Origin of the sequence: Zavarzinia aquatilis (genome assembly GCF_003173035.1) — a bacterium.
Classification (GTDB): domain Bacteria; phylum Pseudomonadota; class Alphaproteobacteria; order Zavarziniales; family Zavarziniaceae; genus Zavarzinia; species Zavarzinia aquatilis.
Map to the genome: position 1 here is coordinate 121,184 of NZ_QGLE01000008.1, position 26,237 is coordinate 147,420.

The following is a 26,237-nucleotide window of genomic DNA, read 5'->3' on the forward strand; positions in this document are numbered from 1 at the left end:
CGTCGGTCTATCGCGAGGGGTTCTGGCCTCGCGTCAAGATTTGGTCGACCTTGGGGGTACCGACTTCCGTCATGCTGGAACAAGTCGGCGAATGATGATACGAGACCCCCCAGTCTTTCGCGTCCGCGGCATCCTGCTGCCGCACCGCGGCCGCCCTTTCGCGGCGCGGCTCTAGGGGGAACTGATGCACCATATTCTCCGCCAACTGGAAAAAAAGCGTGAAGAGGCCCGCCTCGGCGGGGGGCCGAAGCGGATCGTCGCCCAGCACGCCAAGGGCAAGCTGACCGCGCGCGAACGTATCGAGCTGCTGCTCGACGCCAATTCCTTCGAAGAATACGACATGTTCGTCGAGCACCGCTGCGCCGACTTCGGCATGGCGGAGCAGAAGGTCGCCGGCGACGGCGTCGTGACCGGCTGGGGCACGATCAACGGCCGCCAGGTCTTCGTCTTCTCGCAGGACTTCACGGTGTTCGGCGGCTCGCTGTCCGAGTCCCACGCCGGCAAGATCTGCAAGATCATGGACATGGCGCTGAAGGTCGGCGCGCCCGTGATCGGCCTCAACGATTCCGGCGGCGCCCGCATCCAGGAAGGCGTCGCCTCGCTGGGCGGCTATGCCGACGTGTTCCTGCGCAATGTCGACGCTTCGGGCGTCGTGCCGCAGATTTCGGTCATCATGGGCCCCTGCGCCGGTGGCGCGGTCTATTCGCCGGCCATGACCGACTTCATCTTCATGGTGAAGGACAGTTCCTACATGTTCGTCACCGGTCCCGACGTCGTGAAGACCGTGACCCAGGAAATCGTGACGCAGGAAGAGCTGGGCGGCGCCGTCACCCACACGTCCAAGTCCTCGGTCGCCGATAACGCCTTCGAGAATGACGTCGAGGCGCTTTACGAGACCCGCCGCCTGTTCGACTTCCTGCCCCTGTCGAACAAGGAAAAGCCCCCGGTCCGCCCGAGCTTCGACGATCCGGAGCGGGTCGAGATGAGCCTCGACACCCTGGTCCCGGCCAATCCGAACAAGCCCTACGACATGAAGGAGCTGATCCTGAAGATGGTCGACGAGGGCGACTTCTTCGAGATCCAGCCGGCCTACGCCAAGAACATCCTTACCGGCTTTGCCCGGCTCGAAGGCTCGACGGTCGGCATCATCGCCAACCAGCCGATGGTCCTCGCCGGCTGCCTCGACATCGACAGCAGCCGCAAGGCCGCCCGCTTCGTGCGCTTCTGCGACGCCTTCAACATTCCGATCCTGACCCTCGTCGACGTCCCGGGCTTCCTGCCGGGCACGGCGCAGGAATACGGCGGCATCATCAAGCACGGCGCGAAGCTGCTCTTCGCCTATGCCGAGGCGACGGTGCCGAAGGTGACCGTGATCACCCGCAAGGCTTACGGCGGCGCCTATGACGTGATGTCGTCCAAGCACCTGCGCGGCGACGTGAACTATGCCTGGCCGACCGCGGAAATCGCGGTGATGGGCGCCAAGGGCGCGGTGGAGATCATCTTCCGTTCCGAGATCGGCGATGCCGAGAAGATCGCGGCGCGGACCGCCGAATACGCGGCCAATTTCGCCAGCCCCTTCAAGGCGGCCAACCGCGGCTTCATCGACGAGGTGATCATGCCTCACTCGACGCGCCGCCGGGTGGCCCGGGCCTTTGCGATGCTCCGTAACAAGGAGATCCAGGTGCCCGCGAAGAAGCACGACAATATTCCGCTCTGACCGGCTGGTGGTTTTACAATGTTCAAGAAGATCCTGATCGCGAACCGCGGCGAGATCGCCTGCCGCGTCATCAAGACCGCCCGCAAGATGGGCATCAAGACCGTGGCCGTCTACTCCGACGCCGACGCCGACGCGCTCCATGTCGAGATGGCGGACGAGGCCGTGCATGTGGGCGCCCCGCCCGCGGCCGAGTCCTATCTGATCATCGACAAGATCGTTAAGGCCTGCCTCGACACCGGCGCCGAAGCGGTTCACCCCGGCTATGGCTTCCTGTCCGAGAAGGCGGATTTCTGCGCCGCCCTCGAGCAGCACGGCATCAAGTTCATCGGCCCGAACGTCCGCGCCATCGGCGCCATGGGCGACAAGATCGAGTCGAAGAAGCTGGCCCGCGCCGCCGGGGTCAACACCGTCCCCGGCTATCTCGGCGTCATCAAGGATACCGACGAGGCGGTGAAGATCGCTTCCGAGATCGGCTATCCCGTGATGATCAAGGCCTCGGCCGGCGGTGGCGGCAAGGGTATGCGCATCGCCTGGAACGAGGCGGAAACCCGCGAGGGCTTCCAGTCGGCGACCAACGAGGCGCGTTCCTCCTTCGCCGACGACCGCGTCTTCATCGAGAAGTTCGTGACCTCGCCCCGTCACATCGAGATTCAGGTGCTGGGCGACAAGCACGGCAACATCATCTATGTGAACGAGCGCGAATGCTCGATCCAGCGCCGCAACCAGAAGGTCATCGAGGAGGCCCCGAGCCCCTTCCTCGACGAGGCGACCCGCAAGGCCATGGGCGAACAGTCCGTCGCCCTTGCCCGGGAAGTCGGTTACGACAGCGCCGGCACGGTGGAATTCATCGTCGACGGCGACCGTAACTTCTACTTCCTCGAGATGAACACCCGTCTGCAGGTGGAACATCCGGTCACCGAGCTGATCACCGGCATCGACCTTGTCGAGCAGATGATCCGCGTCGCCTATGGCGAGACGCTGAAGATCAAGCAGTCGGACGTCGGCATCAACGGCTGGGCCATCGAATCCCGCGTCTACGCGGAAGATCCGACCCGCGGCTTCCTGCCCTCGATCGGTCGCCTGACCCATTACCAGCCGCCGGCCGAAGGCCCGGACGGCAATGGCGCCATCGTCCGCAACGACACCGGCGTCTTCGCTGGCGCCGAAATCTCGATGTTCTACGATCCGATGATCGCCAAGCTGTGCACCCACGCGGCCACGCGCGAAGAAGCGATCGACGCCCAGCGCGCGGCGCTCGACGCCTTCTACATCCGGGGTATCAGCCACAACATCAGCTTCGTCTCGGCGGTGCTCGGTCACGAGCGTTTCCGGTCGGGCCGTCTGACCACCGGCTTCATCGCCGAGGAATTCCCGGACGGTTTCACCGGCGCCACGCTCAGCGCCTCGGCGCTCGACAATCTGACGGCGGCGGCGGTCGTGCTGCATCGCCGGACCCAGGAACGCGAGGTCAGGATTTCTGGCCAGATCCCGCATCACGGCCGCAAACTGCAGACGCAGTATGTGGTTCAGATCGGTGAAGAGAAGCGTCACGTCGGCGTCGAGACGGTCGAAGGCGGCTATGACGTCAAGACCTTCGATGGCCATGTCCTGGCCATCCGCAGCACCTGGAACCCGGGCACCTCGATCCTGCGCGGCACGGTGAACGGCAAGCCGATCATCGTCCAGGTCGAGAAGAAGGGGGAAGGCTTCCGCCTGTTCCATTCGGGCGCCGAAGTCATCGCCGTGGTGCGCACGCCGCGCGCGGCCGAACTCGCCGCCCTGATGCCGGTGAAGCTGCCGCCCGATACCTCGAAGTTCCTGCTCTGCCCGATGCCGGGCCTCATCGTCTCGATCAATGTCGAGGAAGGCGAAGAGGTGAAGGCGGGCCAGACCCTCGCGGTCGTCGAAGCCATGAAGATGGAAAACGTCCTCAAGGCGGAACGCGATGGCAAGGTGGCCAAGGTCAAGGGCAAGAAGGGCGACAGTTTCTCGGTCGACCAGGTGATCCTCGAGTTCGAGTGATCCCGGCTCTCGCGACAGGCCCCGGCGGACAACCGCCGGGGCCTTTTGCTTTGTAAAGGAGGCTTTGTCGGATGAAGACCCTTCGGCTTCGCGTCACCGGGCGGGTGCAGGGCGTCGGCTTTCGCCATTTCACCCGCGATGCGGCGGCGCGCCTTGGCCTCGACGGCTGGGTGCGCAATCGGCTCGATGGCAGCGTCGAGGCCGTGGCGCGGGGTGACGCGGCCGCGCTCGACGCCTTTCGGGCGGCGCTGCGTCAGGGACCGCCGGCCTCCCGTGTCGACGATATCGTCGAGGTGGTGGACGACGAGGTTCCGGCCAAGGGCTTCTTTCAGGCCCCGACCGCCTGACGGTGCTTGCGCGCTGCACTAAAAGTTAACGAAGGCGGGCTCAAAGTGGAGCTGCCCGCCGAATGCAGGGAACCCCTACCGATGGCGTGGGTTGACCTTGTGGGGGGCGGATTGCAACTAATGGCGCAGTCGCCTTGGAGCCTCTATGTACCGGTTACTCACTTGGGCTGTCGGAGTCCTCGCCCTTGCCACCGTGCTCGGCGCGATCGGCTATGACCTGACGACGGAGAGAATCGCCCAGGCCCATGCGGCCGTGGCGCCCGCCCCGTCGCGCCCCGCCGGTGAAGTGTCCAACGAAGGCGTGGAACGGCTGGTGGTCATTCCGCTGCAGCCCGGCAACGACGCCCGCCGCCCGATCCGAAGCAGCGATGGCGGCCCGGGCATCGAGCGGATGCGTGAAGAGATGGGCTCGGCCGTGCGTCTGATCGCCTTGGCCCCGTCGACGGACAAGGGGCCGGAAGGCGCCGCCTATGTCGATATCCCGCCCGCGGTCGCCCGCAAGCTGGCGGGCGGCCTTGCCCGCATCACCCTGTGGACCCGGGCCGACCGCAAGCAGCCGTCGGCGGAATTCGGCATGGCCCTGTCGGTCGACGGCAGTTTCCCGGGCTGGCTGCGTTTCCCCACCGGCCCCGCGACCTATGAAAGCTACAGTTTCGTCGTGCCCGTGCCGGCCAGCGCCGCCGGCAAGCCGCTGCGCGTCCTGATCGCGCCCGATACCAAGGGCGGCAACGGGGCGATTTCCGCCAGCCACATGATCGTCGACCGTATCCTGAAGCCGGGCGAGCCCGAGCCGTCGACCGAAGGCGCGCCGGTCTCCCCGGCAACTGCCGATCAGCCGGTAACGGCGCAGTGATCAGTCAGCCGGCTGCACCAGCGGCAGGCCGAAGACATCCTCGAAGCTCTCGCGCAGGGCGACGTCGACATCGTCCATCGTGACCGGCAGGCCGAGATCGACCAGCGAGGTCACGCCATGCTCGCTGATGCCGCAGGGCACGATGCCGGTAAAATGCGACAGGTCCGGCTCGACATTCAGCGACAGGCCGTGAAAGGTCACCCAGCGCCGCACGCGAACGCCGATGGCGGCGATCTTGTCTTCCCGCGTGAAGGGGGCCTCGCCCCGCGTGACCCAGACGCCGACCCGGCCGTCGCGCATCTCGCCCTTCACGTTGAAGCGGGCGAGGGCGGCGATCACCCATTTCTCGAGCTTGCAGACAAAATCGCGCAGGTCCCGGCCGCGGCGCGACAGGTCGAGCATGACATAGACCACGCGCTGCCCCGGCCCATGATAGGTGAAGCGCCCGCCGCGTCCGGCGTCATAGACCGGGAAGCGGTCGGGGGCGAGCAGCTCCAGCGGATCGGCGCTGGTGCCGGCGGTATAGAGCGGCGGGTGCTCGACGAGCCAGATCCGCTCGGGCGCGCGGCCTTCGTGGATCGCGGCCACCCGCTCTTCCATGAAGGCGAGGGCGGCCGGGTAATCGGTCTGCCCGGGCGCGACGACCCATTCGATGGCGTCGCTGGCGGTTTCGGCCAGAGGGGCGGCGGTGGCGGACTGGGGCAATTGAACGTGGTCCTGTTAACCGGATGCTAAGCCTGCCGGGCGAAACTGGGACCAGCAAGCGGGAGGCCAGCGTGTCCGCAGTCGGCGAAGTCTACATCGACATATCGGTGGTGCTCGGTCAATCGACCATGCCCATTCATCAATTGCTGAAGATGGGCCGCGGCGCGGTCATCGAACTGGACAGCCGCGAGAGCGAGCCGGTGATGATCCTCGCCAACGGCAAGCTGATCGCCCGGGGCGAGATCGTGATTTCGGGCGAGCATATCGCCGTCTCGGTCACCGAACTCCTGTTCGGCAACAACCGCTGACCCGTCAGCCCTTGGCCGGCCGGAACACGATCCGGCTCGCCGCCGTGTAATTGAAGCCGAGCCCGGCGATCGCGCCGCAGGCGACGGCGATTTCCGGATAATCCTTGGTCAGCGGCCACCAGGTGATCAGCGCGGCATAGGTCGCGTAATTCGCCGTCAGGCCGCCAAGCTGCGCCGTCGCATACGTCACCCATTGCCGCAGCAGCGGGCGATGGGCCACGTCCCGGAAGGTGAAGTTGCGGTTGCACAGATAGGTGAAGGTCACCGCGCAGGCGAACGAGAACACCCGCCCGACATAAAAGCCGAGGCCGAAGACATCAAGCGCAAGACGCAAGGCCGCGATATCGACCAGCAGGCCAAGCGTGCCGATCACGACATAGTGGAAGAAGTGGCTGCGCAGGAAGGCCCGGATCAGGGCCTTCCCACGCGAAACGAGCGTGTTTTCGCTCAAGGCTGCGCACCCGGCGTCTGGGCGTGGCCGGCGGCCGGCACGTCCGGACGGCTGGCCGCGCGGCCGAAGGGCAGCCAGCGCAGGCCCGGCACCGCCGAGATCATCGAGAGCGCGAGCGCCGCGAGATAGGGCAGGGACTGCACCAGCATGACCGCGACCCAGACATAGGACTCGCGGTCCCGATCGCCATAGACGACGGCGACAGCGGCCGCGGCGGCCCAGAGCAGCAGCATCAGGGTGGTCTCTTCCCGGGCGTTCAGCACGCCCTGGATCGCCGCCGGCTTGTCCTCGCACTTCGGCGTGCGCAGGAAGGGCTTTTCCTTCTTCACGAGGCCGATGGCGAAGGCCTTGCCCACGGTGTAGGTGAGGGCGAGGCCGGCGATGGCCGCGCCCGCCGCCTGGGTCATGGTGCAGGGCACGCGCTTGGCGTAGAGCGAGAACGTATAGGCCAGCTTGAAGCCGAAGACCGCCAGGGTGGGCACCAGGAACAGGGTCACCGGGAAGGCGAAATATTCCGGCAGGATCAGCAGGCCGACCGTCCAGAGCAGACCGGCGACGGTGAACATCAGGTTCATCGCATCGGCGAACCAGGGCGCCCAGCCCATGATGAAGTGATACTTCTGGGCAAGGGTCAGGCCGGTGTCCTTGAACGGGTTCAGCCAGGACTTGCGGCCGCGCAGGATCTGCATCGCGCCGAAGGCCCAGCGGAAGCGCTGGCCGCGATAGGAGGCGAAGCTGTCCGGCGTCACGCCGCGGCCGAAGCGGTGGTTGATGTAGACCGACTTCCAGCCGTCATGCATCAGCTTCAGGCCCATTTCCGCGTCTTCGCAGATGGTCCAGGTCGACCAGTTGCCGACCGCTTCCATCGCCTTGCGCCGGACCAGGGTCATGGTGCCGTGCTGGATGATCGCGTCGCGCTCGTTGCGGATCGACATGCCGATATGGAAGAAGCCGGCATATTCCCAGTTGATCATTTCCTTGAAGGCATTGCCGGCCCAGTCGTAATGGTCCTGCGGCGCCTGCACGAAGCCGACCTTTTCCTCGTCGAAATAGGGGATCGTCGACTTCAGCCAGTCGGGTTCGACCAGATAGTCGCTGTCGATCACGCCGACGACTTCGGCGTCAGGGGCGGTCTGGCCCATGGCGAAGTTGAGGGCGCCCGCCTTGAAGCCCTTGCAGACCTCGAGATGGAAGAAGCGGAAACGGCTGCCCAGCATTTCGCAATAGGCCTGCACCGGCTGCCAGATCGCGGGGTCCTTGGTGTTGTTGTCGATGATCAGGACTTCGAGATTGGGGTAGTCGAGCTTGGCCAGGCTGTCGAGGGTACGGCGCACCATCTCGGCCGGCTCGTTGCAGATCGGCAGATGCAGCGAGACCTTGGGCCAGTGCCGCTCGCGCTCGGCGGCGGCGGGCAGGCGGTAGGGCGTGAAATGCCGCTTGCTGAAGCGGGCGAACAGTCCCTCCGACATCTCGAAGCCTTCGGCCAGGATGAGGGTGAGCAGGAACAACATGCCGAAGGACAGCACCGACCAGACGACGATCATCGGCAGGTTCAGATACTGGGTCGTGCCATAGTGCACCGTCCAGACCATGAGGTTGGCGGCGACGAGGATGAGGCCGCCGAACAGCAGCTTGCCCTGGGGCTTCAGGTTGTTCGACTTGGCGAGGAAATAGCCCAGCGGCACAAGCGCGATGGCGGCGGCGATCAGGGCCAGCAGCGGCCAGTCCTTGACCGCGGTCACGTCGCCCGACAGGGGGAACTTCGGCTCGCGGTAAGCGTCGAAAATGCCCCAATAAGCGCCGACGGCCCCTTCGATCTGCCGTTTCCACGGCTGGTCGAAGGCTTCCATGATCGAGTAGTCCCAGCCGCGGGCGCGGGCCAGCGTCAGGAAATTGCGGATGAAGTCGGCTTCGTTGTCGAGGCTGGGGGTCGCGCCGTCACGCATACGGCCATCCGACGGCCAGCCGATCTCCGAGATGACGATCTTCTTGCCCGGATAGGCGCGGGCGATCTGGTCGTAGCGGCGGGCGATATAGTCGAGCGACTGGTCGGCCGGCACGCCTTCCCAATAGGGCAGCAGGTGCACGGCGATATAGTCGGTCGCCTCGACCAGTTCGGGATGATCGAGCCAGACATGCCAAGGCTCGGCGGTCGAAACCGGCTGGTCGACCTGGCGCTTCACGTCCTTGATGATGCGGATCAGCTCGGGCACCGTCAGGTCGCCGCGCAGGACCGCCTCGTTGCCGACCATCAGACGCTTCACATTGGCATTGCTGTTCGCCATGCGCACGAGGCCGGCGATTTCCTGCTGGTTGCTGTCCTGACGCTTGTCCAGCCAGGCACCGGCGATGACGAAGAGGCCATGGCGCGCGGCCATGGCCGGAATGTCTTCCTGACCGTTCAGGGTCGAATAGGTACGGATGCCCTGGGCTACCGTGGCGACCGTCGCCAGATCCTCGTCGATCTGCGCAGGAGAAGGGTTGGTCCCTTCGTTAGGGTTCTGGTCGGCCCGGTGCGGGTCGAAGGACAGGGCCTGGATCGAACCTTCCCAGTCCGCCATGTCGGCGGGACGGTTGAACCATGCCCAGGCGCCCGCGTGGGCGGCCAGCACGACAAGAAGTACAGCGATATTGACGGCGATTTTGCGCATCTGTTTGTGACCCGGAACTGCGTCAGAGCATGAACCCGGCGTCATGGCCCCCGGTTCCTTCGCCATTGCAACCGATCGGCTATCCTGATCGCACGGGCCTCATGCAACCGGCGCATGGGCGGCGGTCGGTGGGTTGGCGAAGGGAAAGCGGGGAACGGGGCGAAGGCAGGATGGGACGACCGTATCGCCGCACCGTTCACCCGGTGCCGGCCTTCCGGTCTGGTCGCATGACGCGACGACTGCGGCGCCTCGGGCGGGAGGCGGTGGCCCTCATTCTTCGGCGTGCCCCGGCACCCCTGTACCGGCACGGGCTGACGCACCGCCACATTTCCGACGCAGTTGCGGAATTTGTCCAGATGTGTCCGTCGCCCCCCAAGAAATGAATCGTCGCTGCGGCAGCCCTGCAACAGGGGCGCGGCGAAGGGGGATGCCGTTCCGGCCGGCGCGGGTTAGATTGCAGGGCCACTGCCGGAAGATGTCCTTGTCCCGTCGCCTGCCGCCGCTCGTCGCCCTGCGTGCCTTCGAGGCCGTCGCCCGTCTGGGCGGTACGCGCCGCGCGGGCGAGGACCTGAACGTCAGCCACACGGTGATCAGCCGCCACTTGCAGAATCTCGAAGCCTGGGCCGGGGTCCGCCTGATCGAGCGCGAGGGCCGGGGCATCGTCCTGACCAACGAGGGGCGTCGCTACTTCGAGCGGATATCCGGCGCCTTCGACCTGATCGCCGACGCGACCGAAGAGTTGTCGCCGCGCGGCAGCGCGGGGGAAATGCGCATCTTCTGCGCGCCGGGCCTTGCCGTGCGCTGGCTGGCCCGCCGCCTTGCCGCGCTCGAGGCGGCCCTGCCCGGCGTCGATATCATTCTGCAGCCGACCGACCGCAGCCCCGATTTCGCCAAGGGCGAGGCGGATGCCGAGATCGCCTTCAATCCGAAACCCGGGCCGGGTATCGTCGCCACGCCTCTGGTCGAGCCTCGCTTCTTTCCGGTCGCCAGTCCGACCTTCGTCGCCCGGCGCGGGCCTTTCGTGCATCCGCGCGATATCGCGGGCGCGCCGCTCATTCACGAGGAGAGCCGGGAGCAATGGTCCCAGTGGCTGATGCGCGCCGGCCTCGATCCGGTGCCACCGCTTCACGGCCCGCGGCTGTGGCACGCCGATGCCGCGATCGAGGCGGCGCTGCAGGGGCAGGGCATCGCTCTCGGCAATATCCTGCTGGTCGGCGATCATCTTGCCGCCGGGCGGCTGGTCGAGGTCCTGACGACCGACATCCGCTTCGGCTCCTATGTCCTGCGCACCCCCGCGACGCAACGGGACGGCCGCAATGTCGCCCGTCTCGGCCGCTGGCTGGTGCTGGCCCTGCGCGAGACCCTGGCCGAGGAGGGGGCGGGCGTGTCTCCGCCGCTTGCGGCTTCATAAGAGATTTTCCGATCTGTCGCGGAATTGTAGCCGTTCGAATTTGTAATCCCGATCGCCAATGACGGCCCCCTGACGGGGCCGCATGACGAGGGGATTTCCAATGTCTGATTTCGAGGCCGAGGACCTGCGCAAGCGCAGCCTTTCTTCCGACAATACGCTTGAAGGCATGATCGACGCCCAGCTGAGCCGCCGCGGCTTCCTGGTGGGCGCGGGCGCCGTCGCCGCGACGGCCGCCGCCACGTCGATGGTCACCTTCGGCGTTCCGACCGAAGCCCAGGCCGCGACCGGCTTCACCGCCGTCGCCGAGACCACCGCCGATACCGTGACGGTGCCGCCGGGCTACAGCTTCCAGACCCTGCTGCCGTGGGGCGATTCGCTGTTCGAGGGCGACGCCGCCTGGGGCACGGGCGCGGGCGAAGTGAACGCCGGCAACATGACCGCCGACGAGCAGGAACGCCGCATCGGCTTCAACCACGACATGCTCGCCCTGTTCGCCAATCCGTTCGGCGCCCCCGCCAGCGCGAACGGCCAGTCGCATTCGGCCTATATCGCCGTGTTCAATCACGAATACACGACCGGTAGCGACATGTTCCCCGGCTATAGCGCCACGACCGCGCGGCGTAACACGGTGGATGTCGAGCTGGCCGCCCACGGCATCACGGTCGCCGGCATCCGTCTCGAAGGCGATACCTGGGTCCACGACAAGGGGATGCGCGTCGGCGACACGCCGGACGGCGCGCTGGTCGCCCGCCGCATCACCGGCACGACCCGTTTCCTCGTCGATGGCCCGGCCAAGGACGATCCGCGTCTCTCCGGTCCGGTCGCGGGCACGCTGAACAACTGCGCCGGCGGCTTCACGCCCTGGGGCACCTACCTGTCGGCGGAAGAGAACTTCAACCAGTATTTCGCCAACGCCAGCAGCCTGCCGGCCGGCACGACCAAGGATAACTATCGTATCCTCGGCATGACCAATGGCGCCTCGCAGCGCCGCTGGGAAAAGTACCACAGCCGTTTCGACCTGGCGAAGATGCCGAACGAAGGCTTCAAGTTCGGCTGGATCGTCGAAGTCGATCCGTTCGATCCGACCCGCCGCCCGGTGAAGCACACCGCCATTGGCCGTTTCAAGCACGAATGCGCCACCGTCGTCGTGCAGTATCCGGAAGGCCAGACCAAGGGCAAGGTCGTGCTTTATTCGGGTGACGACGAGCGTTTCGACTACGTCTACAAGTTCGTGACCGACGGCACCTTCGACTCCGCGAACCCGCGCGCCAAGGGGCATTTCTCGCTCCTGTCCTCGGGCACGCTCTATGCCGCGAAGCTGAACGCGGATGGCACCGGCGAGTGGCTGCCGCTGACCCACGCGAACCTCGAGTCCAAGGCCGCCGGCGCCTTCGCCGACCAGGCCGACATCTGCCTGCGCACCCGTGAAGCTGGCGACGTCGTCGGCGCGACCCCGATGGATCGTCCGGAAGACGTCGAGGCGCCGCACACCCCGGGCACCTTCGCCGGCACCGGCAAGGTCTTCGTGGTCTGCACCAACAACAGCAATCGCGGCGGTTCCGCCAACCGTCCGACCGGCACCGTCCGTTCGGGCGCGGCCGACGCGGCCAATCCGCGCACCAACAACCGCACGGGCCACATCGTCCAAATCACCGAGAACGGCAACGACCACACCTCGACCACCTTCACCTGGCAGTTCTATCTGCTGGCCGGTGATCCGAAGGCGGCGTCCGGCGCGGTCGGCGACGTCAAGGGGACGTTCTTCGGCGATCGCTTCGGCTCGCCCGACAACATCACCTTCGACAACCGTGGCCTCCTGTGGATCGCGACCGACGGCACGCCGAACAGCTATCCCTGCAACGACCAGGTGCTGTGCACCGAAGTCGCCGGCAACGGCAAGGTCCGCGTGAAGCGCTTCCTCGTCGGCCCTTACGGCTGCGAGATCTGCGGTCCGCTGTTCTCCCCGGACAACACGACCTTCTTCTGCAACATCCAGCACCCGGGCGAAGACGGCCAGCCGAGCAGCTTCCCGAACGGTCAGAAGCGCCCGACCATGGTCGCCGTGCGTCGCACCGACGGCGGCATCATCGGCAACTGATCGGCCGCGAGATCCCATCGGGGGAGGGCCCGGCGACACCGCCGGGCCCTCTTTCCGTTTCGGGGCACGCCGCTGCCTTCGTCTGATTGACATGTTGTCATGTCTGACCCCAAATGCCGCCATGGTTGATATCGCTGAAGATCAGGCTTCCGGCGCGCGCGGCGCCCGTCGCCGCCAGGAAAGCCGCCGCCGCCTGCTGGCCGCGGCCCGCAAGCTGTTCGTCGAGCGCGGCTATCACGCCACGCGCCCGCAGGACATCGCCCGCGAGGCCGAGGTCGGCAACGGCACCTTCTATCTGCATTTCGCCGACAAGCGGGACATCTTCCTCGCCTTTTCCGAGGAAGCCTGCGCCGAGATCGAAGCGGCCATCATCGGCCCGCTGACCGGACCGCAGCCCTGGAACATCCGCATCCTCGACACGCTGCAGGCTGCCCTCGCCTTCGAGGAAGGGGAGCGCAAGGTGATCGCGGCCGCCTTGATGGACCTGTCGATCATCGACCCGGGCCCTGAAGAGCCGACGGTTCGCCCGCGCGACCGCCTCGCCAAGCTGATCGCCCAGTCGCTGCAGGAAGGCATGGACAAGGGCGAGATCCGCGGCGATGTCGATCCCGAACTGATCGCCCATTCGCTGCTCGGTCTCGTCGAACAGGCGGCCTATCACGCCGAGCGCAGCAACCTGTCGAAGGACAAGGTGCGGGAGACGCTGGCGAGTTTCGTCATCGCCGGCCTCGCCCGGGTTTGAGGTTCAGGCCGAGAGCACGAGGCCGGCGGCGATCGACCACATGACGAGGGCGATCACGCTGTCGAGGACGCGCCAGGCCATGGGCCGGGCAAAGACCGGCGCCAGCAGCCGCGAGCCGAAACCAAGGCCATAGAACCAGACGCAGGACGCGAAGGCCGCGCCGAGGCCATAGGCGATGCGCCCCTCGCCCTCGAAGCGGGCGGACAGGCTGCCCAGCAGCACCACCGTGTCGAGATAGACATGAGGGTTGAGGAAGGTGAGGGCGGCGCCGGTCGCCAGCACGGTGCCGAGGCTGCCGGCCTCGCCCCCCGAGGCCTGCAGGGCCGCCGGCCGCAGGGCGCGGCGGAAGGCGATGAAACCGTAGACGGCGAGGAAACCCGCGCCCGCCAGCGAAATCCAGAACAGCAGCGCCGGCAGGCTCTGGATGATGGTGCCGAGGCCGGCGACCCCGGCGGCGATCAGCACCGCGTCCGACAGGAAGCACAGGGTCGAGATGGCGAAGACATGGCGCCGCATCAGGCCGAGACGAAGGACATAGGCATTCTGCGCGCCGATGGCGACGATCAGGCTGGCACCCAGCAGGAAGCCTTGCCCCGCGGGCAGCAATGTTTCGCTCATGCCCGGCGGCTGCCGGGCAGGGCGAGGGCGCCGCTGGCGAGGGCGACGCCGAGCGTGCCCGTCAGGATGCCGGCGACCTGGACGAGGCTCGGCCATTCGTCGAGCACGGGAATGGCCAGCAGGGCAGCGGCGGCGGGCACCAGCGCGGTCAGGGCCGAAGTGCGCGAGGCGCCGATGCGGCCGATGGCGATGGAAAAGAGCAGAAGCGAGACGATGGAGGTCAGCACGCCCTGAAAGCCCGCCTCGAGGGCGATGGTGCCCCACGACAGCTTGGCGATGCCGGGATCGAGGAACAGCACATAGACGGGCAGGTAAAGGGCGGCGGAAACCGTGGCGACCATGGCGGTCGAATGCAGCGGATCGAGGCCATGGTGCCGGACCAGCACCGTATAGCCCGCCCACATCAGCGCGCCGGTCATGAACATGACGTCGCCCAGCAGCACCTGGGGACCAAGGCCCGTGCCCAGCACCGCCTCGATCATCAGGATCGCGGCGGCGACGAGGATGAGGCCATAGCCGATGACGCGCAGCCGGCTGAAACGCTCGCCCAGGAACAGCCGGGTGAGCAGGGCGGTCGCCAGCGGCACGCCGCAGCAGATGAGGACGCCCGAATGGGACACCGGCGCGAAGGCATGGCCGCCCCCGGCGATCAGGACATAGGGCGCCCCGGCCGTGCCCGCCAGCGCCAGCACGCCGCCGATGCCGAGCCGTTTCAGCGGCAGGCCCTTGCGCAGCAGGACGGGCAGCAGCAGGAGGCCGGCGGTCGCGAAGCGCAGGGCGACGAGATCGGTGATCGCCATGGTGCCGCGCATGTCCATGCGGGTGACCACGGTCCAGCCGGCCCAGATGGCGACGCCGGTCAGGGCGAAGACATAGCCGCCGAGGGCAGACGACGCGGGGGCGAGGGCGGGCTGGGCGATCGTCATCGGGCAAGGCCATTCGGGTTCGGGGAGCGGGCGATGGTGGCGGAAGCGGGTCTGCCCGAAAACTGTGCATCTTCGGCATGTGCCATGTCCTGTCCACATGACGGGTTGATGCCGTCCCGGCCTCGCGCAAGACTTGCCGCGAACAGGGAATCGGGGCGAGGGCATGGCGGACGGGCTGAGCTTTGGACTGGCGGCTATTCTTCTCGTCGTCGCGGCGGTTCTGGTGGCGCTTGCCCTGCGGGAGCGGGCGCATTACCGCGCCATGCTGTCCTGGCCGGTGGTCAAGGGCGCGGTCGCCCTGACCGGCCTCGACGCCGAGCGGCGTATCCATCGCCACGCCGCCCGCCTCGTGCATCTGCCGACCATCGCCTATCGCTATGCCGCCGGCGGCGCCGATCATATCGGCAGCCGCATCTCCAACCGCGAGCCGGTGTTCGAGCGCGAGGAAGAGGCGGTGCAATTCCTCGCCCGTTTCCCGTCGGGGACCGCGGTCGACGTGCATTACAACCCCGCCGCCCCGAATGAGGCGCTGCTGCAGCCGCGCGCGCCGGACCTGTTGCCGCGCCTGATCGGTGCCGGTATCGCCCTCGTCTGTGCCGTGCTCGCGATCGTGCTTTGAGCATCGCCAAGGCCGCCGCCCCGTGCGACAAAGGACGATAAAGCGGGGGGAGACGTGGCGACAGTCACAGCGGAGCGCAGGGTGGTCGCCATCGTCACGGCCATCCAGTTCGTCAATATTCTCGATTTCATGATGGTGATGCCGCTCGGGCCCGACTTCGCCCGGGGGCTGAACATCGACCCGGCGCATCTTGGCATCGTCGCCGGGGCCTACACGGTGGCGGGTTGCCTGTCGGGCCTGTTCGGTGCCTTCGTGCTCGACCGCTTCGAGCGGCGAAGCGCGCTGATGGTCTGCCTCGCCGGGCTTGGCGTCGGCACGATGGCGGCGAGCTTCGCCGTCGATCTTGGCACCCTCGTCCTTGCCCGGGTGGTGGCCGGGCTGTTCGGCGGGCCGTCGACCGCGCTCGCCCTCTCGGTCATCGCCGACCTGATCCCGGAGGAGCGGCGCGGCCGGGCGCTTGGCATCGTCATGGGCGGTTTCGCCATCGCCGCCGTCGCTGGCGTGCCGGCGGGGCTGGAACTGGCCCGGCTCGGCGGTTGGCGGCTGCCGTTCCTCGCCGTCGGCATCGCCATCGTCGGCATCGCCCTGGTGGTCCGTTTCGCGCTGCCGGCCGGGCGGCGGCAGGACGGGGGCGCGATGGCGCGGCTCCATTTCCTGCGCCGGCCCAATACCGCCCTCGCTCTCGCCGCGGTCGGCTGTGCCAACATGCAGGCCTTCCTGGTGTTGCCGGCGACCACGGCCTATCTGCAGTTCAACCTCGGCTTCCCGCGCGAGGACATGGGGCTGCTCTATATGATCGGCGGCGGCCTCAGCCTCGTCGGGATGCGGCTGGCCGGGCGGCTGGTCGACCGTTTCGGCACGGCGCCGATCAATGGCGCGGCCACGCTGGCGCTGGCGGCGCTCATGTTCGGCGCCTTCGTCATGGTGCCGCCGCCCCTGCCGCTGCTCGTGCTGTTTCCTTTGTTCATGCTGGCGATGTCGGCGCGCAATGTCGGCACCCAGACCCTGATGTCGCGGGTGCCGTCGCCGGCCGAGCGGGCCGGCTTCATGTCGCTGTCCTCCGCCGTGCAGCATCTCGCGGCCTCGGCCGGGGCGGGGGTGTCCAGCCTGCTGCTGACCAGCGACGAGGCCGGACGCCTGACCGGCATGGCCAGCCTCGCCGGTCTCGCGATCCTGTCCGCCGCGCTCGTGCCCCTGCTGCAACTCGCCATCGAACGCCGCCTGCGCCGGGGGATCACGCGATGACACGGATCGCCGTCGACCACGACACCGCCCTCTCCCGGCTGGAGCGCAAATGCCGCTTCATGCGGAAAGCCCTGCGTGAGGCGGGCACGCCGCCGCCCCGGGTCCGCAAGCCGGGGTTCGACGCGCTGGTGCGCATCATTGTCGAACAGCAGGTCTCGGTCGCCGCCGGGGCCGCGATCTGGGCGCGGCTCGAGGCCGGCCTCGGCGGCGCGGTGACGCCGCAGGCGGTGCGGCGCTTCGACGAGGAGGGGTTGCGCGGCTTCGGCCTCAGCCGGCCCAAGGCGCGTTATGCCCTGATCCTGGCGGACGAAGTGGCGTCGGGCCGCCTCGACCTCGGCGCGGTCGACGCCATGCCCGACGCCGAGGCCATCGCGGCGCTCACCGCGATCAAGGGCATCGGGCGCTGGACCGCCGAAATCTACCTGATGTTCGCCCTTGGCCGCATGGATCTGTGGCCGGCCCTCGACCTCGCCCTCGCGGAAGGGGCGGCGCGGCTGATGGGGCTGGAGGCGCGGCCGGATTTCAAGGCGCTGGACGAGATCGGCAAACGCTGGGCGCCCCACCGCTCGACCGCCGCGCTGGTCATCTGGCGCTATTACGGCCATATCCGGAAAAAGCCCGAGGCTTGACCGCCGTCGCAGGATCACTAAGGTCCGCCGGGCGCGACAAAGGTCTGGAACAAGAATGCGACAGTGGTGGTTGAAGACGAAGCTGCGGCTCTATCGCGGGCTCCTGCGCGTGCAGTGGGTGATCGAGGCGGCGGCGATCTTCCTCATCCTCGCCCTGTGCAAGCTGATGGGCACCGACCGCGCCTCCCGCGTCGGCGGCTGGATCGCCAGCCGGCTGGGGCCGCGCATTTCCGTCTCGAGAGTCGCCCGCCGCCAGATCGACGCCGCCTATCCCGGGATTACCGAAGCCGGGCGCGAGGCTATCGTGCGCGGCATGTGGGATAATTTCGGGCGCTATTTCACCGAATATGCCCATCTGTCCACCCTGTGGCCACAGGGGCTGGGCGACACGCCGCCGCCCGCCGGCAGCCGGGTCGAGGTCAGCCCCGAGGTGGTCCAGCGTTTTCTCGAAATCCGCGACGACGGCAAGCCGGCGATCATCTTCACCGGCCATATCGGCAATTGGGAAGTGCTGGGCGCCGGCGCCGCCCATTACCGCCTGCGCATGGCGGCGATGTTCCGCGCCCCCAACAATCCCATCGCCGAGAAGGTGCTGCTGAAGATCCGCGGCAGTGCCATGGGCAAGCTGATCCCCGCCGGGTTCCAGGCCGCCCTGCTGGCGGCGCGCGAACTCGAGGCCGGCGGCCATCTCGGGATGCTGGTCGACCAGCATTTCAGCCGCGGCGTCTCGGTGCCTTTCTTCGGGCGCGACGTGAAGACGTCGGCGACGCTGGCGAAACTCGCCCGCCGCTTCAAATGCCCGGTTTACGGCGCCTGGGCCGAGCGGCTGGACGGCTGCCACTTCCGCATCCACATGACCGAGGCGCTCGACTTCTCGAAGGAATACGAGATGACCGACGCCCGGGCGGCGGAAACCGCGATCACCGCCCGGGTGACCGAAATCATCGAGACCTGGGTGCGCCAGCGCCCCGACCAGTGGAACTGGCTGCACCGCCGCTGGCGCTGACCGCCTTCACACAGTCACCGCCCCGGCGGAACGGGTGCCCTTGCCTGATCCAGATTCCGGCCTTCGCCGGAATGACGAGGGGTGGGGAGCGCCATCACATTCGTCACCCCGGCGCAGGCCGGGGTCTCGCGACGGGAAGGGCGCGGTCCTCAGCTGACGCAGATGCGGTCGGCGAGCTTCCGCAGGAAGGCGACGCAGGCGTCGATCTGGGCGGCGTCGACGAATTCGTTCGGCCGATGGGCCTGCAGGATGTCGCCCGGGCCGCAGACCACGGTCGGAATGCCGTGGACCTGGAAGATGCCCGCCTCGGTCGCGTAGGAAACCGCGAGCGTGTCGTTCACCCCGGCGAGGGCCTTGGCCAGGGTTTCCGCCGCCGAACCCGGATCGGGGCGCAGCGCGGGGGTGACCGAGCGCGGCACGGTGGTGATCGCGGCGATGCCCGGCGCCTTTTCCTCGAGCGCGGGCAGGACCCTGGTCCGCACATGCTCCTCGAAGCGGCGGATCGGTTCCTCGGCATCCGTGCCGGGCAGGGAGCGATATTCCCAGGCGAAACGGCAATGGCGCGGGATGATGTTCACCGCCGTGCCGCCCTCGATCGTGCCGACCGACAGGGTGGTATAGGGCGGGGTGAAGCGCCCGGTGGCATCGCCCTGCGCGCGCAGGTCATCGCCAAGCCGGCCGAGGAAGCCGATCAATTCGGCGGCGACCATGACCGCGTTGACGCCGACATGGGTCTGGCTGGAATGGGCTTCCAGTCCGGTCACCGTGGTGACGAAGGAGCGGATGCCCTTGTGGGCATCGACCACCTGCATCATCGTCGGCTCGCCGACGAGGCACAGTTTCGGCTTCGGGTGATGCTGGACGACATGGGCGATCAGGCTGTGGACGCCGAGGCAGCCCACCTCCTCGTCATAGGAAAAGGCGAGGTGGATCGGCGCCTTCAGCCCGCGCTCGATGAACTCCGGCACCAGCGCCAGGCAGCAGGCGACGAAACCCTTCATGTCGCAGGTGCCGCGGCCGTAGAGCCTGCCGTGGCGCTCGGTCACCACCCAGGGATCGGTATCCCAGTCCTGATCGTCGATGGGCACCACGTCGGTATGGCCGGACAGGATGATGCCACCCTGGTCGCGCGGGCCGACCGTCGCGTAGAGATTGGCCTTGGCCCCGCCGTGATCGAACACCAGTTCGCTTTCGACGCCGTGACCGGCGAGATAGCCGCGCACATAGTCGATCAGCTCGAGGTTGGAATTGCGGCTCGTCGTGTCGAAAGCGACAAGGCGGCGCAGCATTTCTGCCGCCCCGATGCGGTCACCGGCCATGTAGTCCCTCCAAACGAAGCCGCCCGCCCCGGAGCCCCGGAGCGGGCGACTCAAACCATAGCAGCATTATAGCGGAAATCAGGCACCCACGCTGGACGCCGGATTGCCGATGATGGTCAGGAACTCGCGCCGCGTCAGCGGATCGTGGCGGAAGGCGCCGAGCATCCGCGAGGTGACCATGGAAACGCCCGGCTTGTGCACGCCGCGCGTGGTCATGCACTGGTGCTGGGCCTCGATCACCACGGCGACGCCGCGCGGCTGCAACACGTCCTCGATCGAATTGGCGATCTGCGCCGTCATCTTCTCCTGTACCTGGAAGCGCTTGGCATAGGCGTCGACGACGCGGGCCAGCTTGGAGATGCCGACGACGCGGTTCTTGGGCAGATAGGCGATATGGGCCTTGCCGATGATCGGCACCATGTGGTGCTCGCAATGGCTTTCCAGCCGGATGTCCTTGAGGACGATCATCTCGTCGTAACCCTCGACCTCCTCGAAGGTGCGGTTCAGCATCTCGACGGGATCGGCGTCATAGCCGGCGAAGAATTCCTCATAGGCGCGGGCGACGCGGGCCGGGGTGTCGACCAGGCCTTCGCGGTCCGGATCGTCGCCGGCCCAGAGCAGCAGGGTGCGGATGGCGGATTCCGCCTCTTCCCGGGTCGGGCGGTCGGTGCGCGCCTTGCCGAGGATGAGGTTGCTTTCGCGGCCGCCCCCGGCCTTGGTATTCCCGGGCTTGGCGTCCTTGGCGGCGCCGGGCAGCTTCATGGTCGGGGTGACAGTCATAATCCATCCCTTTCGTTCGGGGCGCTTCCCGCCCCGTGTTTCCGGGCCTCAAGCACGCGAGCCGGCCGTTTCACTCAAGTCCATACGCGGCGATGCCGCGGCCGGATCAGCCCCGTCACACCGGATTTCAGTTCAGGCGCATCGGGTAATGCGGGCTGTCCAGCGAGAAGGCCGGGATCTCGACCTCGAAGGACTCGCCCGTTTCGGTTTCCATGCGGTAGGTGCCCAGCATGATCCCCGAAGGCGTGGCCAGCGGCGTGCCGCTGGTATATTCGAACCGCTCCCCGGGCTTCAGCACCGGCTGCTCGCCGACGACGCCGGGGCCGCGCACTTCCTGCACGCGGCCGAAACCGTCGGTGATGCGCCAGTAGCGGTCGCGCAGCTGCACGGTCTCCGCGCCCTGGTTCTCGATCTGCACGCGGTAGGCCCAGACATAGTAATTCTCGTCCGGCGAGGACTGGTCCTCGAGGAAGGTGGGCCGGACCGTCACATGGATCGCGCGGGTCGTCTTGTCGTACATCGTTTCTTCATATTGTCGGCCCTCTGGCAAAAGTCCAGAGGGCGCCCGGAAACATAGCGTTTATGGCGCACATAGCGTTTATAGCGGCCGGCGGCCGATGGCGTGATCGAGATCGTCGATCAGGTCGTCGGCATCTTCAAGCCCGACCGACAGGCGCATGAAACCTTCGGTGATGCCAAGGTGCTCGCGCTCCGCCGCCGGCAGGCGCTGATGCGTGGTCGACGACGGGTGGGTGATCAGGCTCTTGGAATCGCCGAGGTTGTTGGAAATGTCGATCAGCCGCAGCCGGTTCATCAGGTGGAAGGCGCCCGGGCGGCCGCCCTCGACCTCGATGGTGACGACCGAGCCACCCTTGCCCGACATCTGGGCGAGGGCGAGGCCGTGCTGCGGATGGCTGGCGAGCCCGGGGTAGGAGACATTGCGGATGCGCCCCGCCGCCTTCGCCTCGTCGAGGAAGCGGGCGACCTTCAGGGCATTGTCGCAATGGCGCTGGACCCGAAGCTCGAGGGTCTCGAGCCCCTTCAGCAGCAGCCAGGCGTTGAAGGGCGACAGCGACGGGCCGGTGTGGCGCAGATACTGGTTCAGATGCTGGTCGAAGAAATCCCGGTCGCACAGGATGGCGCCGCCCAGACAGCGGCCCTGACCGTCGATATGCTTGGTCGCGGAATAGACGACGACGTCGCAGCCGAATTCCATCGGCCGCTGCAGGATCGGCGTCGCGAAGACATTGTCGATGACGACCCGGGCGCCCGCGGCATGGGCAAGCTCCGCGACCGCCTTCAGGTCGATCACGTCGAGGGTGGGGTTGGCCGGGGTCTCGAGGAAGGCGATGGTGGCGGGCGTCGCCAGCGCCTTCTCCCACGACGTGATGTCCGAGCCTTCGACGTAATCGACCGTGACACCGAAGCGCGGCAGGATTTCGTCGAGGATGACCCGGCACGAGCCGAACAGGGCGCGGGCCGAAACCACCCGGTCGCCGGATTTCAGCTGGCACATCAGCGCGGCATGGACCGCCGCCATGCCCGACGACGCGGCGCGGGCGACCGGCGCGCCCTCGAGGATCGCCATGCGTTCCTCGAACATCGCCGTCGTCGGATTGCCGAGGCGGGAATAGGTGAACCCCTCGCGCTCGCCCTTGAAGCGGGCCTCGGCCTCTTCCGCGCTGTCATAGCGGAAGCCCGAGGTCATGAAGATCGCCTCGCAGGTCTCGCCGAAATCGGAACGATTGGTGCCCCCGCGGACGAGCTTGGTGGCCAGCTTCCAGCTGTCGGCCGTGTCGCGGGGCGTGTGGCGTGCCATGATCCTTCGATCCCTCTCGCGCCATCGTCGGGCCTCGTGGCCCGGGCGCATAAAAAAACCCGGCCGTGGCCGGGTGTTTCCTCCCGGCGTTTTAGCGGTGTTTAACGTGGCCGCAAGCCAGCCGGCTCAAATCCCACGGGAAAGGGACTTTATGCCCGGTTGGGGAGGAGGTCAATGGCGCAACGACACGGCGGCGCTGTGGGATCGGCCATGTGAGTGCGGGGGCTAATGTTGACGCATTCGGTGCCCAGGATGGCGGGCTATCTCAGCCCCGTCGAGTTCGAGGAGCAAGCTATGCTAGCTTAACCTGGTGTCCGAAAAACCGGCAGCAGGCCGAACCGCGCGGGGCGCGGTAGGTTTGGGGGAGAAGTAATGGAAGTCTATTGCAGGGGCATAGCGCGCATCAGGCACAAGGACACGGGCGTCATTTATGACGTCGAAAGCGACGAGCTAGAGTGGGATCAGGTTGGTGTCGATGAGCGGCAGATGGTGCCAGAGCTCCACTACGAGGCGGTGCTCGATCATCCACAGCTGGGCGAACTAACCTGGGGCCTTTGGGAATATCCAATCGGGATCGAAAACCATCATGACACCGACGCGGGCGGTCATGAGGTGGTCGAAGATTTCGACTACGGCCTTGAGCATGACGAGCCCGAGCCCGACGAGTGGGGCGAATATGACGTTCCCTCCAATCCGTTTTCGATCTTCATGGATTCCTACCGTCAGACGAGCCTCCTCCTGGTCGATCATGGGAAGGATGACGGCCGTGACCTCGTCAACCGGTTGGTATTCTCGCACCAAGTGACAGCACTCGAAGCCTATCTAGGCGACACGCTGATCAACACGGTAGCGGGTGACGCAGATGCGATGCAGCGCCTCATCAGTGGGGATGAGGAGCTTTCCAGGGAAAAGTTCACGCTCGCTGAAATCCGCAATGATCCGGACTTAGTCGGACGTAGGGTCCGCGAGCATTTGAGGGCGATCCTCTACCACAATCTCGCGAAGGTCGATGTTCTCTACAATATCGCGCTCGGTATCCGAATTTTGAACCTGACGTCGAACAAGGATGCCTTGTTTAAGGCGGTCAAACTGCGTCACGACTGCGTCCACCGGAACGGTTTCGACAAGGATGGCAACGAGTTGGTTGTGTTCACAAAGATGTTCGTCAGCGAGACAGCAGACGTGATCCGCAGCTTCGTCGAGAGCATTGAGAACGCGGTTCGAGCGCTGGAGGCGATGTAGCTGACGCGCGAACCGGGTCAGGCGCCAATGAGGTCATCCGGTCCTAGGTAGGTAATGTCGATCTTGGCGACGTCTGTGGCGACCTGCGCGCGAAGCAGGCCGGAGCGGTTGGGGTTAAGCGCGGCTTGGACCGTGCCGAGCGGCCCTCCGTCGGCGGCGAGGACACGCGCCTGACCACCCCAATCATGCACCTGGGGGGGGCAATACGGGGACGCTATACCTATTAAGACTGAGGCATCCTTCTGGCGAAGGTCGGCGTATCCGCAGGTCACGGCGCCCTTGCCGTCCAAGGCCGCGAAGGTGTGTCGTTTTTCCCATCTTTGATTGCATTCCATGTTCCCCGATGCCGTTTTCTCGCGATAGGCTGCGTTCAATTGCATCGCCTGTTTCGAACCCTCCGCAAGGAAAAGAAAGGCCGGAAAATGAGTCGCGATTTCCATTTCGGCAAGATTCTTCAGGAGAAGAGGCTGCAGCTGGGATTGAGCGAGGAATATTGCGCGGAAATGTCAGGGTTGAATATATCCTGCCATTACGATGTCGAAACGTATGGTGATGAATTTTTCGATAATATATCACTGGGAACGGCGCGGCGACTGTGCCGGATTTTAAATATCAGTATTATGGATGCCATCAAAGGGTATCTTTCCCCGGTCGAGGTGGTGAGCCGGTCTTGTTCCGATGCCCAGTTCTATTCAAGGAACGATTTGATAATGAACGCCCGATTGGCAAAGAAGATGAGTGAGGAACAATTGGGCGATGCCGGGGGAGTCGAGGAGTATGTTATACTGGGCCTTGAGTGGTCGCCGGATTACATCGAGTCGATGGTCATAATGGATATCGTCGACATCGCCGCCGCGCTGGAGTTGGATGTCGGTCTTCTCATCTGCGATAGATAGGCTGGTGCTGGCAAGGGGGGCGGGGGCGCTGAGCGTAATCACTCGATCCCGTCTCTCGTGCCAGTCTCTCCGCGTTACACCGCTCGCCATGCGCTGCTATCATCCCTCTCCGCCCTGAATCGGGAGAGGTCGCCCATGTCGTCGGAAGCCTTGCCGCCGGTCACCGCCTTCGGGCCGGATTTTCCCTTTGCCTTCGACGACTGGATCCGACATCCCGCCGGTCTCGCGCAGATGCCGGGGGAGGCGCTGGGGCGGGAGGTGGCGGTGGTCGGCGGCGGGCTGGCCGGCATGGTCGCCGCTTACGAGTTGATGAAGCTGGGGCTGAAGCCCGTGATCTATGAGGCCGGGCGGCTCGGCGGGCGTTTGCGGTCGGAGCCGTTCGAGGGCGGGGCCGGGCTGATCGCCGAACTGGGCGGGATGCGCTTTCCCCGCTCGGGCACCGCCTTCTACCATTATGTCGATGCCCTGGGGCTGGAGACGCGGCCCTTTCCCAATCCGCTGGCGGCGGTAACGCCGAGCACGCTGATCGAGCTCGAGGGCGAGCAATTCTATGTCGAGCGGGGGCAGACACCGCCCGAGGCTTTACGCGAGATCAGCGCGGCGTGGGCGCAGGCACTGGAGGAGGGGGCGGATTTCACCCGGTTGCAGCAGGCGATCCGCGCCCGCGACGTCGCCAGCCTGAAGGCGGTGTGGAACCGGCTGGTGCCGCTGTGGGACGAGCGCACCTTCTATGATTTCATCGCCTCGTCGCGCTCCTTCTCCCGCCTCGGCTTCCGCCACCGCGAGATGTTCGGGCAGGTCGGTTTCGGCACCGGCGGCTGGGACAGCGACTTCCCCAATTCCATGCTGGAAATCCTGCGCGTCGCCGCGACCAATCTCGACGACGACCAGCATTACGTCGTCGGCGGGGTCGAGCAATTGCCGCGCGGGCTGTGGACCAAGGTGCCGCGCCGCATGGTGCATTGGCCGGCGGGCACCAGCCTCGCGGCCCTGCACGGCGGTGCGACGAGGGGCGCGGTCACCCGCATCGGCCGAGGCCCCGGCGAGACCATCGCGATTACCGACCGCTGGGGCGACACGCGGCCTTACGCGGCGGCGCTGGTCACCTGCCAGACCTGGCTGCTGACCACCCATCTGCAGTGCGACGAAAGCCTGTTCTCCCACCGCCTGTGGATGGCGCTGGACCGCACCCGTTACATGCAGTCGTCGAAGACCTTCGTCATGGTCGACAAGCCGTTCTGGCGCGAGCGCGATCCCGTCACCGGGCGCTATCGCCTGAGCATGACCCTGACCGACCGCATCACCCGCGGCACCTATCTGTTCGACCATGGCGACGACAAGCCCGGCGTGATCTGCCTGTCCTATTCCTGGATGAGCGACGCGCTGAAAGTCCTGCCCCTGCCGGTCGAGCGGCGGGTCGAGCTGATGCTGGATGCGCTGAAGAAAATCTATCCGGACGTGGATATCGCCCGCCACATCATCGGCAGCCCGATCACCGTGAGCTGGGAGAACGATCCCCATTTCCTAGGCGCCTTCAAGGGCGCCCTGCCCGGGCATTACCGCTATAACCACCGCATGTACGGCCATTTCATGCAGGACGCGCTGCCCCCGGCGGAGCGGGGCATCTTCCTCGCGGGCGATGGTATTTCCTGGACCCCGGCCTGGGCCGAGGGCGCGGTGCAGACGGCGCTGAACGCGGTCTGGGGCATCGCCCGCCATCTGGGCGGCCACAGCCCCGCCGCCAACCCCGGCCCGGGCGAGGCCTGGGGCGAGATTGGCCCCATCGCCCTGCCCGATTGAGGGTTTGCATCCTCCCGCGTTGCTCGTCATGGT

25 protein-coding genes and 1 riboswitch are annotated in these 26,237 nt (G+C 66.5%); of the genes, 15 read left to right on the forward strand and 10 right to left on the reverse strand.

What is annotated here, in order from left to right:
* Positions 1-184 precede the first annotated feature (184 nt).
* The 4 genes from DKG74_RS14350 (at position 185) to DKG74_RS14365 (ending at position 4,939) form a co-directional block, all read left to right on the forward strand.
* A complete protein-coding gene (locus DKG74_RS14350; protein ID WP_109906864.1) occupies positions 185-1,717 on the forward strand; it encodes an acyl-CoA carboxylase subunit beta in 1,533 nt (510 codons plus the stop codon).
* 18 nt (positions 1,718-1,735) lie between these two features.
* Positions 1,736-3,739: an acetyl-CoA carboxylase biotin carboxylase subunit gene (locus DKG74_RS14355; RefSeq protein WP_109906865.1), complete on the forward strand. Its 2,004-nt coding sequence runs from the start codon at positions 1,736-1,738 to the stop codon at positions 3,737-3,739.
* A 71-nt stretch (positions 3,740-3,810) separates the two neighbouring features.
* Positions 3,811-4,086 carry an acylphosphatase gene (locus DKG74_RS14360; RefSeq protein WP_109906866.1) on the forward strand — a complete coding sequence of 92 codons (276 nt, stop codon included), beginning with the start codon at positions 3,811-3,813 and terminating at the stop codon, positions 4,084-4,086.
* Positions 4,087-4,231: 145 nt separating this feature from the next.
* Entirely contained in the window at positions 4,232-4,939 is a 708-nt protein-coding gene (locus DKG74_RS14365) for a hypothetical protein (RefSeq protein WP_133251598.1), read from the forward strand.
* Here the strand turns inward: DKG74_RS14365 and lipB are convergent, their stop codons facing one another.
* Positions 4,940-5,617 carry a lipoyl(octanoyl) transferase LipB gene (lipB, locus tag DKG74_RS14370; RefSeq protein WP_207779370.1) on the reverse strand — a complete coding sequence of 226 codons (678 nt, stop codon included), beginning with the start codon at positions 5,615-5,617 and terminating at the stop codon, positions 4,940-4,942.
* 98 nt (positions 5,618-5,715) lie between these two features.
* On the opposite strand from lipB, the gene DKG74_RS14375 reads away from it, so the two are divergent.
* The gene (locus DKG74_RS14375; protein ID WP_109906948.1) at positions 5,716-5,952 is read left to right on the forward strand and encodes a FliM/FliN family flagellar motor switch protein; all 237 of its coding nucleotides are present in this window, start codon (positions 5,716-5,718) and stop codon (positions 5,950-5,952) included.
* 4 nt (positions 5,953-5,956) lie between these two features.
* Here DKG74_RS14375 and DKG74_RS21815 read toward each other — a convergent pair whose 3' ends face one another.
* Positions 5,957-6,403, reverse strand: a complete 447-nt coding sequence (locus tag DKG74_RS21815; RefSeq protein ID WP_165837693.1) for a GtrA family protein — start codon at positions 6,401-6,403, stop codon at positions 5,957-5,959.
* Entirely contained in the window at positions 6,400-9,054 is a 2,655-nt protein-coding gene (locus DKG74_RS14385) for a glycosyltransferase (protein ID WP_109906870.1), read from the reverse strand. Before DKG74_RS14385 ends, DKG74_RS21815 begins: the two co-directional genes overlap by 4 nt.
* Positions 9,055-9,535: 481 nt before the next feature.
* On the opposite strand from DKG74_RS14385, the gene DKG74_RS14390 reads away from it, so the two are divergent.
* The 3 genes from DKG74_RS14390 to DKG74_RS14400 all read left to right on the forward strand — a co-directional run bounded on the left by DKG74_RS14390 (position 9,536) and on the right by DKG74_RS14400 (position 13,305).
* Positions 9,536-10,465 (forward strand): LysR substrate-binding domain-containing protein, encoded by a 930-nt coding sequence (locus tag DKG74_RS14390; protein ID WP_165837694.1) that lies wholly within the window; start codon positions 9,536-9,538, stop codon positions 10,463-10,465.
* 100 nt (positions 10,466-10,565) lie between these two features.
* Positions 10,566-12,563 (forward strand): PhoX family protein, encoded by a 1,998-nt coding sequence (locus DKG74_RS14395; RefSeq protein WP_165837695.1) that lies wholly within the window; start codon positions 10,566-10,568, stop codon positions 12,561-12,563.
* A 121-nt stretch (positions 12,564-12,684) separates the two neighbouring features.
* The gene (locus DKG74_RS14400) at positions 12,685-13,305 is read left to right on the forward strand and encodes a TetR/AcrR family transcriptional regulator (protein ID WP_165837696.1); all 621 of its coding nucleotides are present in this window, start codon (positions 12,685-12,687) and stop codon (positions 13,303-13,305) included.
* A 3-nt stretch (positions 13,306-13,308) separates the two neighbouring features.
* Here DKG74_RS14400 and DKG74_RS14405 read toward each other — a convergent pair whose 3' ends face one another.
* Positions 13,309-13,923 (reverse strand): LysE/ArgO family amino acid transporter, encoded by a 615-nt coding sequence (locus DKG74_RS14405; RefSeq protein ID WP_109906874.1) that lies wholly within the window; start codon positions 13,921-13,923, stop codon positions 13,309-13,311.
* Positions 13,920-14,849, reverse strand: coding sequence for a DMT family transporter (locus DKG74_RS14410; protein WP_165837697.1), 930 nt, complete (start codon positions 14,847-14,849; stop codon positions 13,920-13,922). The genes DKG74_RS14405 and DKG74_RS14410 overlap by 4 nt, the downstream gene beginning before the upstream one ends.
* A gap of 163 nt (positions 14,850-15,012) precedes the next feature.
* Between DKG74_RS14410 and DKG74_RS14415 the strand changes: the two genes are divergently transcribed.
* The 4 genes from DKG74_RS14415 (at position 15,013) to DKG74_RS14430 (ending at position 18,348) form a co-directional block, all read left to right on the forward strand.
* Complete coding sequence (locus DKG74_RS14415) at positions 15,013-15,468, forward strand: DUF3592 domain-containing protein (RefSeq protein ID WP_109906876.1); 456 nt, start codon at positions 15,013-15,015, stop codon at positions 15,466-15,468.
* Positions 15,469-15,522: 54 nt separating this feature from the next.
* The gene (locus DKG74_RS14420; RefSeq protein ID WP_109906877.1) at positions 15,523-16,713 is read left to right on the forward strand and encodes an MFS transporter; all 1,191 of its coding nucleotides are present in this window, start codon (positions 15,523-15,525) and stop codon (positions 16,711-16,713) included.
* Positions 16,710-17,342 (forward strand): DNA-3-methyladenine glycosylase family protein, encoded by a 633-nt coding sequence (locus DKG74_RS14425; protein WP_109906878.1) that lies wholly within the window; start codon positions 16,710-16,712, stop codon positions 17,340-17,342. Before DKG74_RS14420 ends, DKG74_RS14425 begins: the two co-directional genes overlap by 4 nt.
* A gap of 70 nt (positions 17,343-17,412) precedes the next feature.
* A complete protein-coding gene (locus DKG74_RS14430) occupies positions 17,413-18,348 on the forward strand; it encodes a lipid A biosynthesis lauroyl acyltransferase (RefSeq protein WP_165837698.1) in 936 nt (311 codons plus the stop codon).
* Positions 18,349-18,497: 149 nt separating this feature from the next.
* Here DKG74_RS14430 and argE read toward each other — a convergent pair whose 3' ends face one another.
* The 4 genes from argE to metZ form a co-directional block, all read right to left on the reverse strand.
* Positions 18,498-19,667 (reverse strand): acetylornithine deacetylase, encoded by a 1,170-nt coding sequence (argE, locus tag DKG74_RS14435; protein ID WP_109906880.1) that lies wholly within the window; start codon positions 19,665-19,667, stop codon positions 18,498-18,500.
* A gap of 78 nt (positions 19,668-19,745) precedes the next feature.
* The gene (gene folE, locus DKG74_RS14440) at positions 19,746-20,447 is read right to left on the reverse strand and encodes a GTP cyclohydrolase I FolE (protein ID WP_243404135.1); all 702 of its coding nucleotides are present in this window, start codon (positions 20,445-20,447) and stop codon (positions 19,746-19,748) included.
* 127 nt (positions 20,448-20,574) lie between these two features.
* On the reverse strand, positions 20,575-20,967 hold the full coding sequence (gene apaG, locus DKG74_RS14445; RefSeq protein WP_109906881.1) for a Co2+/Mg2+ efflux protein ApaG: 393 nt from the start codon (positions 20,965-20,967) through the stop codon (positions 20,575-20,577).
* A gap of 78 nt (positions 20,968-21,045) precedes the next feature.
* Positions 21,046-22,266 (reverse strand): O-succinylhomoserine sulfhydrylase, encoded by a 1,221-nt coding sequence (metZ, locus tag DKG74_RS14450; RefSeq protein ID WP_109906882.1) that lies wholly within the window; start codon positions 22,264-22,266, stop codon positions 21,046-21,048.
* A 71-nt stretch (positions 22,267-22,337) separates the two neighbouring features.
* A riboswitch (SAM riboswitch) is annotated at positions 22,338-22,413 on the reverse strand.
* Between the two features lie 225 nt (positions 22,414-22,638).
* Between metZ and DKG74_RS14455 the strand changes: the two genes are divergently transcribed.
* Positions 22,639-23,508: a hypothetical protein gene (locus DKG74_RS14455; protein WP_109906883.1), complete on the forward strand. Its 870-nt coding sequence runs from the start codon at positions 22,639-22,641 to the stop codon at positions 23,506-23,508.
* Between the two features lie 17 nt (positions 23,509-23,525).
* On the opposite strand, the gene DKG74_RS14460 is transcribed toward DKG74_RS14455, so the two are convergent.
* Positions 23,526-23,948: a hypothetical protein gene (locus DKG74_RS14460; RefSeq protein ID WP_109906884.1), complete on the reverse strand. Its 423-nt coding sequence runs from the start codon at positions 23,946-23,948 to the stop codon at positions 23,526-23,528.
* On the opposite strand from DKG74_RS14460, the gene DKG74_RS21505 reads away from it, so the two are divergent.
* Together DKG74_RS21505 and DKG74_RS14470 are read left to right on the forward strand one after the other, a co-directional pair.
* Complete coding sequence (locus tag DKG74_RS21505; protein WP_133251599.1) at positions 23,931-24,404, forward strand: helix-turn-helix domain-containing protein; 474 nt, start codon at positions 23,931-23,933, stop codon at positions 24,402-24,404. The two genes, DKG74_RS14460 and DKG74_RS21505, sit on opposite strands and share 18 nt — an antisense overlap.
* Before the next feature lie 135 nt (positions 24,405-24,539).
* Positions 24,540-26,204 carry a flavin monoamine oxidase family protein gene (locus DKG74_RS14470; RefSeq protein WP_109906886.1) on the forward strand — a complete coding sequence of 555 codons (1,665 nt, stop codon included), beginning with the start codon at positions 24,540-24,542 and terminating at the stop codon, positions 26,202-26,204.
* Positions 26,205-26,237: the final 33 nt, after the last annotated feature.

Excerpts from the sequence above, each read along its gene's own strand:
- DKG74_RS14350 (WP_109906864.1), top strand. The coding sequence starts at position 185 with ATGCACCATATTCTCCGCCAACTGGAAAAAAAGCGTGAAGAGGCCCGC.
- apaG (WP_109906881.1), bottom strand. The coding sequence starts at position 20,967 with ATGTACGACAAGACGACCCGCGCGATCCATGTGACGGTCCGGCCCACC.
- metZ (WP_109906882.1), bottom strand. The coding sequence starts at position 22,266 with ATGGCACGCCACACGCCCCGCGACACGGCCGACAGCTGGAAGCTGGCC.
- DKG74_RS21505 (WP_133251599.1), top strand. The coding sequence starts at position 23,931 with ATGAGTCGCGATTTCCATTTCGGCAAGATTCTTCAGGAGAAGAGGCTG.
- DKG74_RS14410 (WP_165837697.1), bottom strand. The coding sequence starts at position 14,849 with ATGACGATCGCCCAGCCCGCCCTCGCCCCCGCGTCGTCTGCCCTCGGC.
- argE (WP_109906880.1), bottom strand. The coding sequence starts at position 19,667 with ATGGCCGGTGACCGCATCGGGGCGGCAGAAATGCTGCGCCGCCTTGTC.
- DKG74_RS14425 (WP_109906878.1), top strand. The coding sequence starts at position 16,710 with ATGACACGGATCGCCGTCGACCACGACACCGCCCTCTCCCGGCTGGAG.
- DKG74_RS14400 (WP_165837696.1), top strand. The coding sequence starts at position 12,685 with ATGGTTGATATCGCTGAAGATCAGGCTTCCGGCGCGCGCGGCGCCCGT.
- folE (WP_243404135.1), bottom strand. The coding sequence starts at position 20,447 with ATGACTGTCACCCCGACCATGAAGCTGCCCGGCGCCGCCAAGGACGCC.
- DKG74_RS14415 (WP_109906876.1), top strand. The coding sequence starts at position 15,013 with ATGGCGGACGGGCTGAGCTTTGGACTGGCGGCTATTCTTCTCGTCGTC.
- DKG74_RS14455 (WP_109906883.1), top strand. The coding sequence starts at position 22,639 with ATGGAAGTCTATTGCAGGGGCATAGCGCGCATCAGGCACAAGGACACG.
- DKG74_RS14395 (WP_165837695.1), top strand. The coding sequence starts at position 10,566 with ATGTCTGATTTCGAGGCCGAGGACCTGCGCAAGCGCAGCCTTTCTTCC.
- DKG74_RS14470 (WP_109906886.1), top strand. The coding sequence starts at position 24,540 with ATGTCGTCGGAAGCCTTGCCGCCGGTCACCGCCTTCGGGCCGGATTTT.
- DKG74_RS14365 (WP_133251598.1), top strand. The coding sequence starts at position 4,232 with ATGTACCGGTTACTCACTTGGGCTGTCGGAGTCCTCGCCCTTGCCACC.
- DKG74_RS14405 (WP_109906874.1), bottom strand. The coding sequence starts at position 13,923 with ATGAGCGAAACATTGCTGCCCGCGGGGCAAGGCTTCCTGCTGGGTGCC.
- DKG74_RS14385 (WP_109906870.1), bottom strand. The coding sequence starts at position 9,054 with ATGCGCAAAATCGCCGTCAATATCGCTGTACTTCTTGTCGTGCTGGCC.
- DKG74_RS14460 (WP_109906884.1), bottom strand. The coding sequence starts at position 23,948 with ATGGAAATCGCGACTCATTTTCCGGCCTTTCTTTTCCTTGCGGAGGGT.
- DKG74_RS14360 (WP_109906866.1), top strand. The coding sequence starts at position 3,811 with ATGAAGACCCTTCGGCTTCGCGTCACCGGGCGGGTGCAGGGCGTCGGC.
- DKG74_RS14355 (WP_109906865.1), top strand. The coding sequence starts at position 1,736 with ATGTTCAAGAAGATCCTGATCGCGAACCGCGGCGAGATCGCCTGCCGC.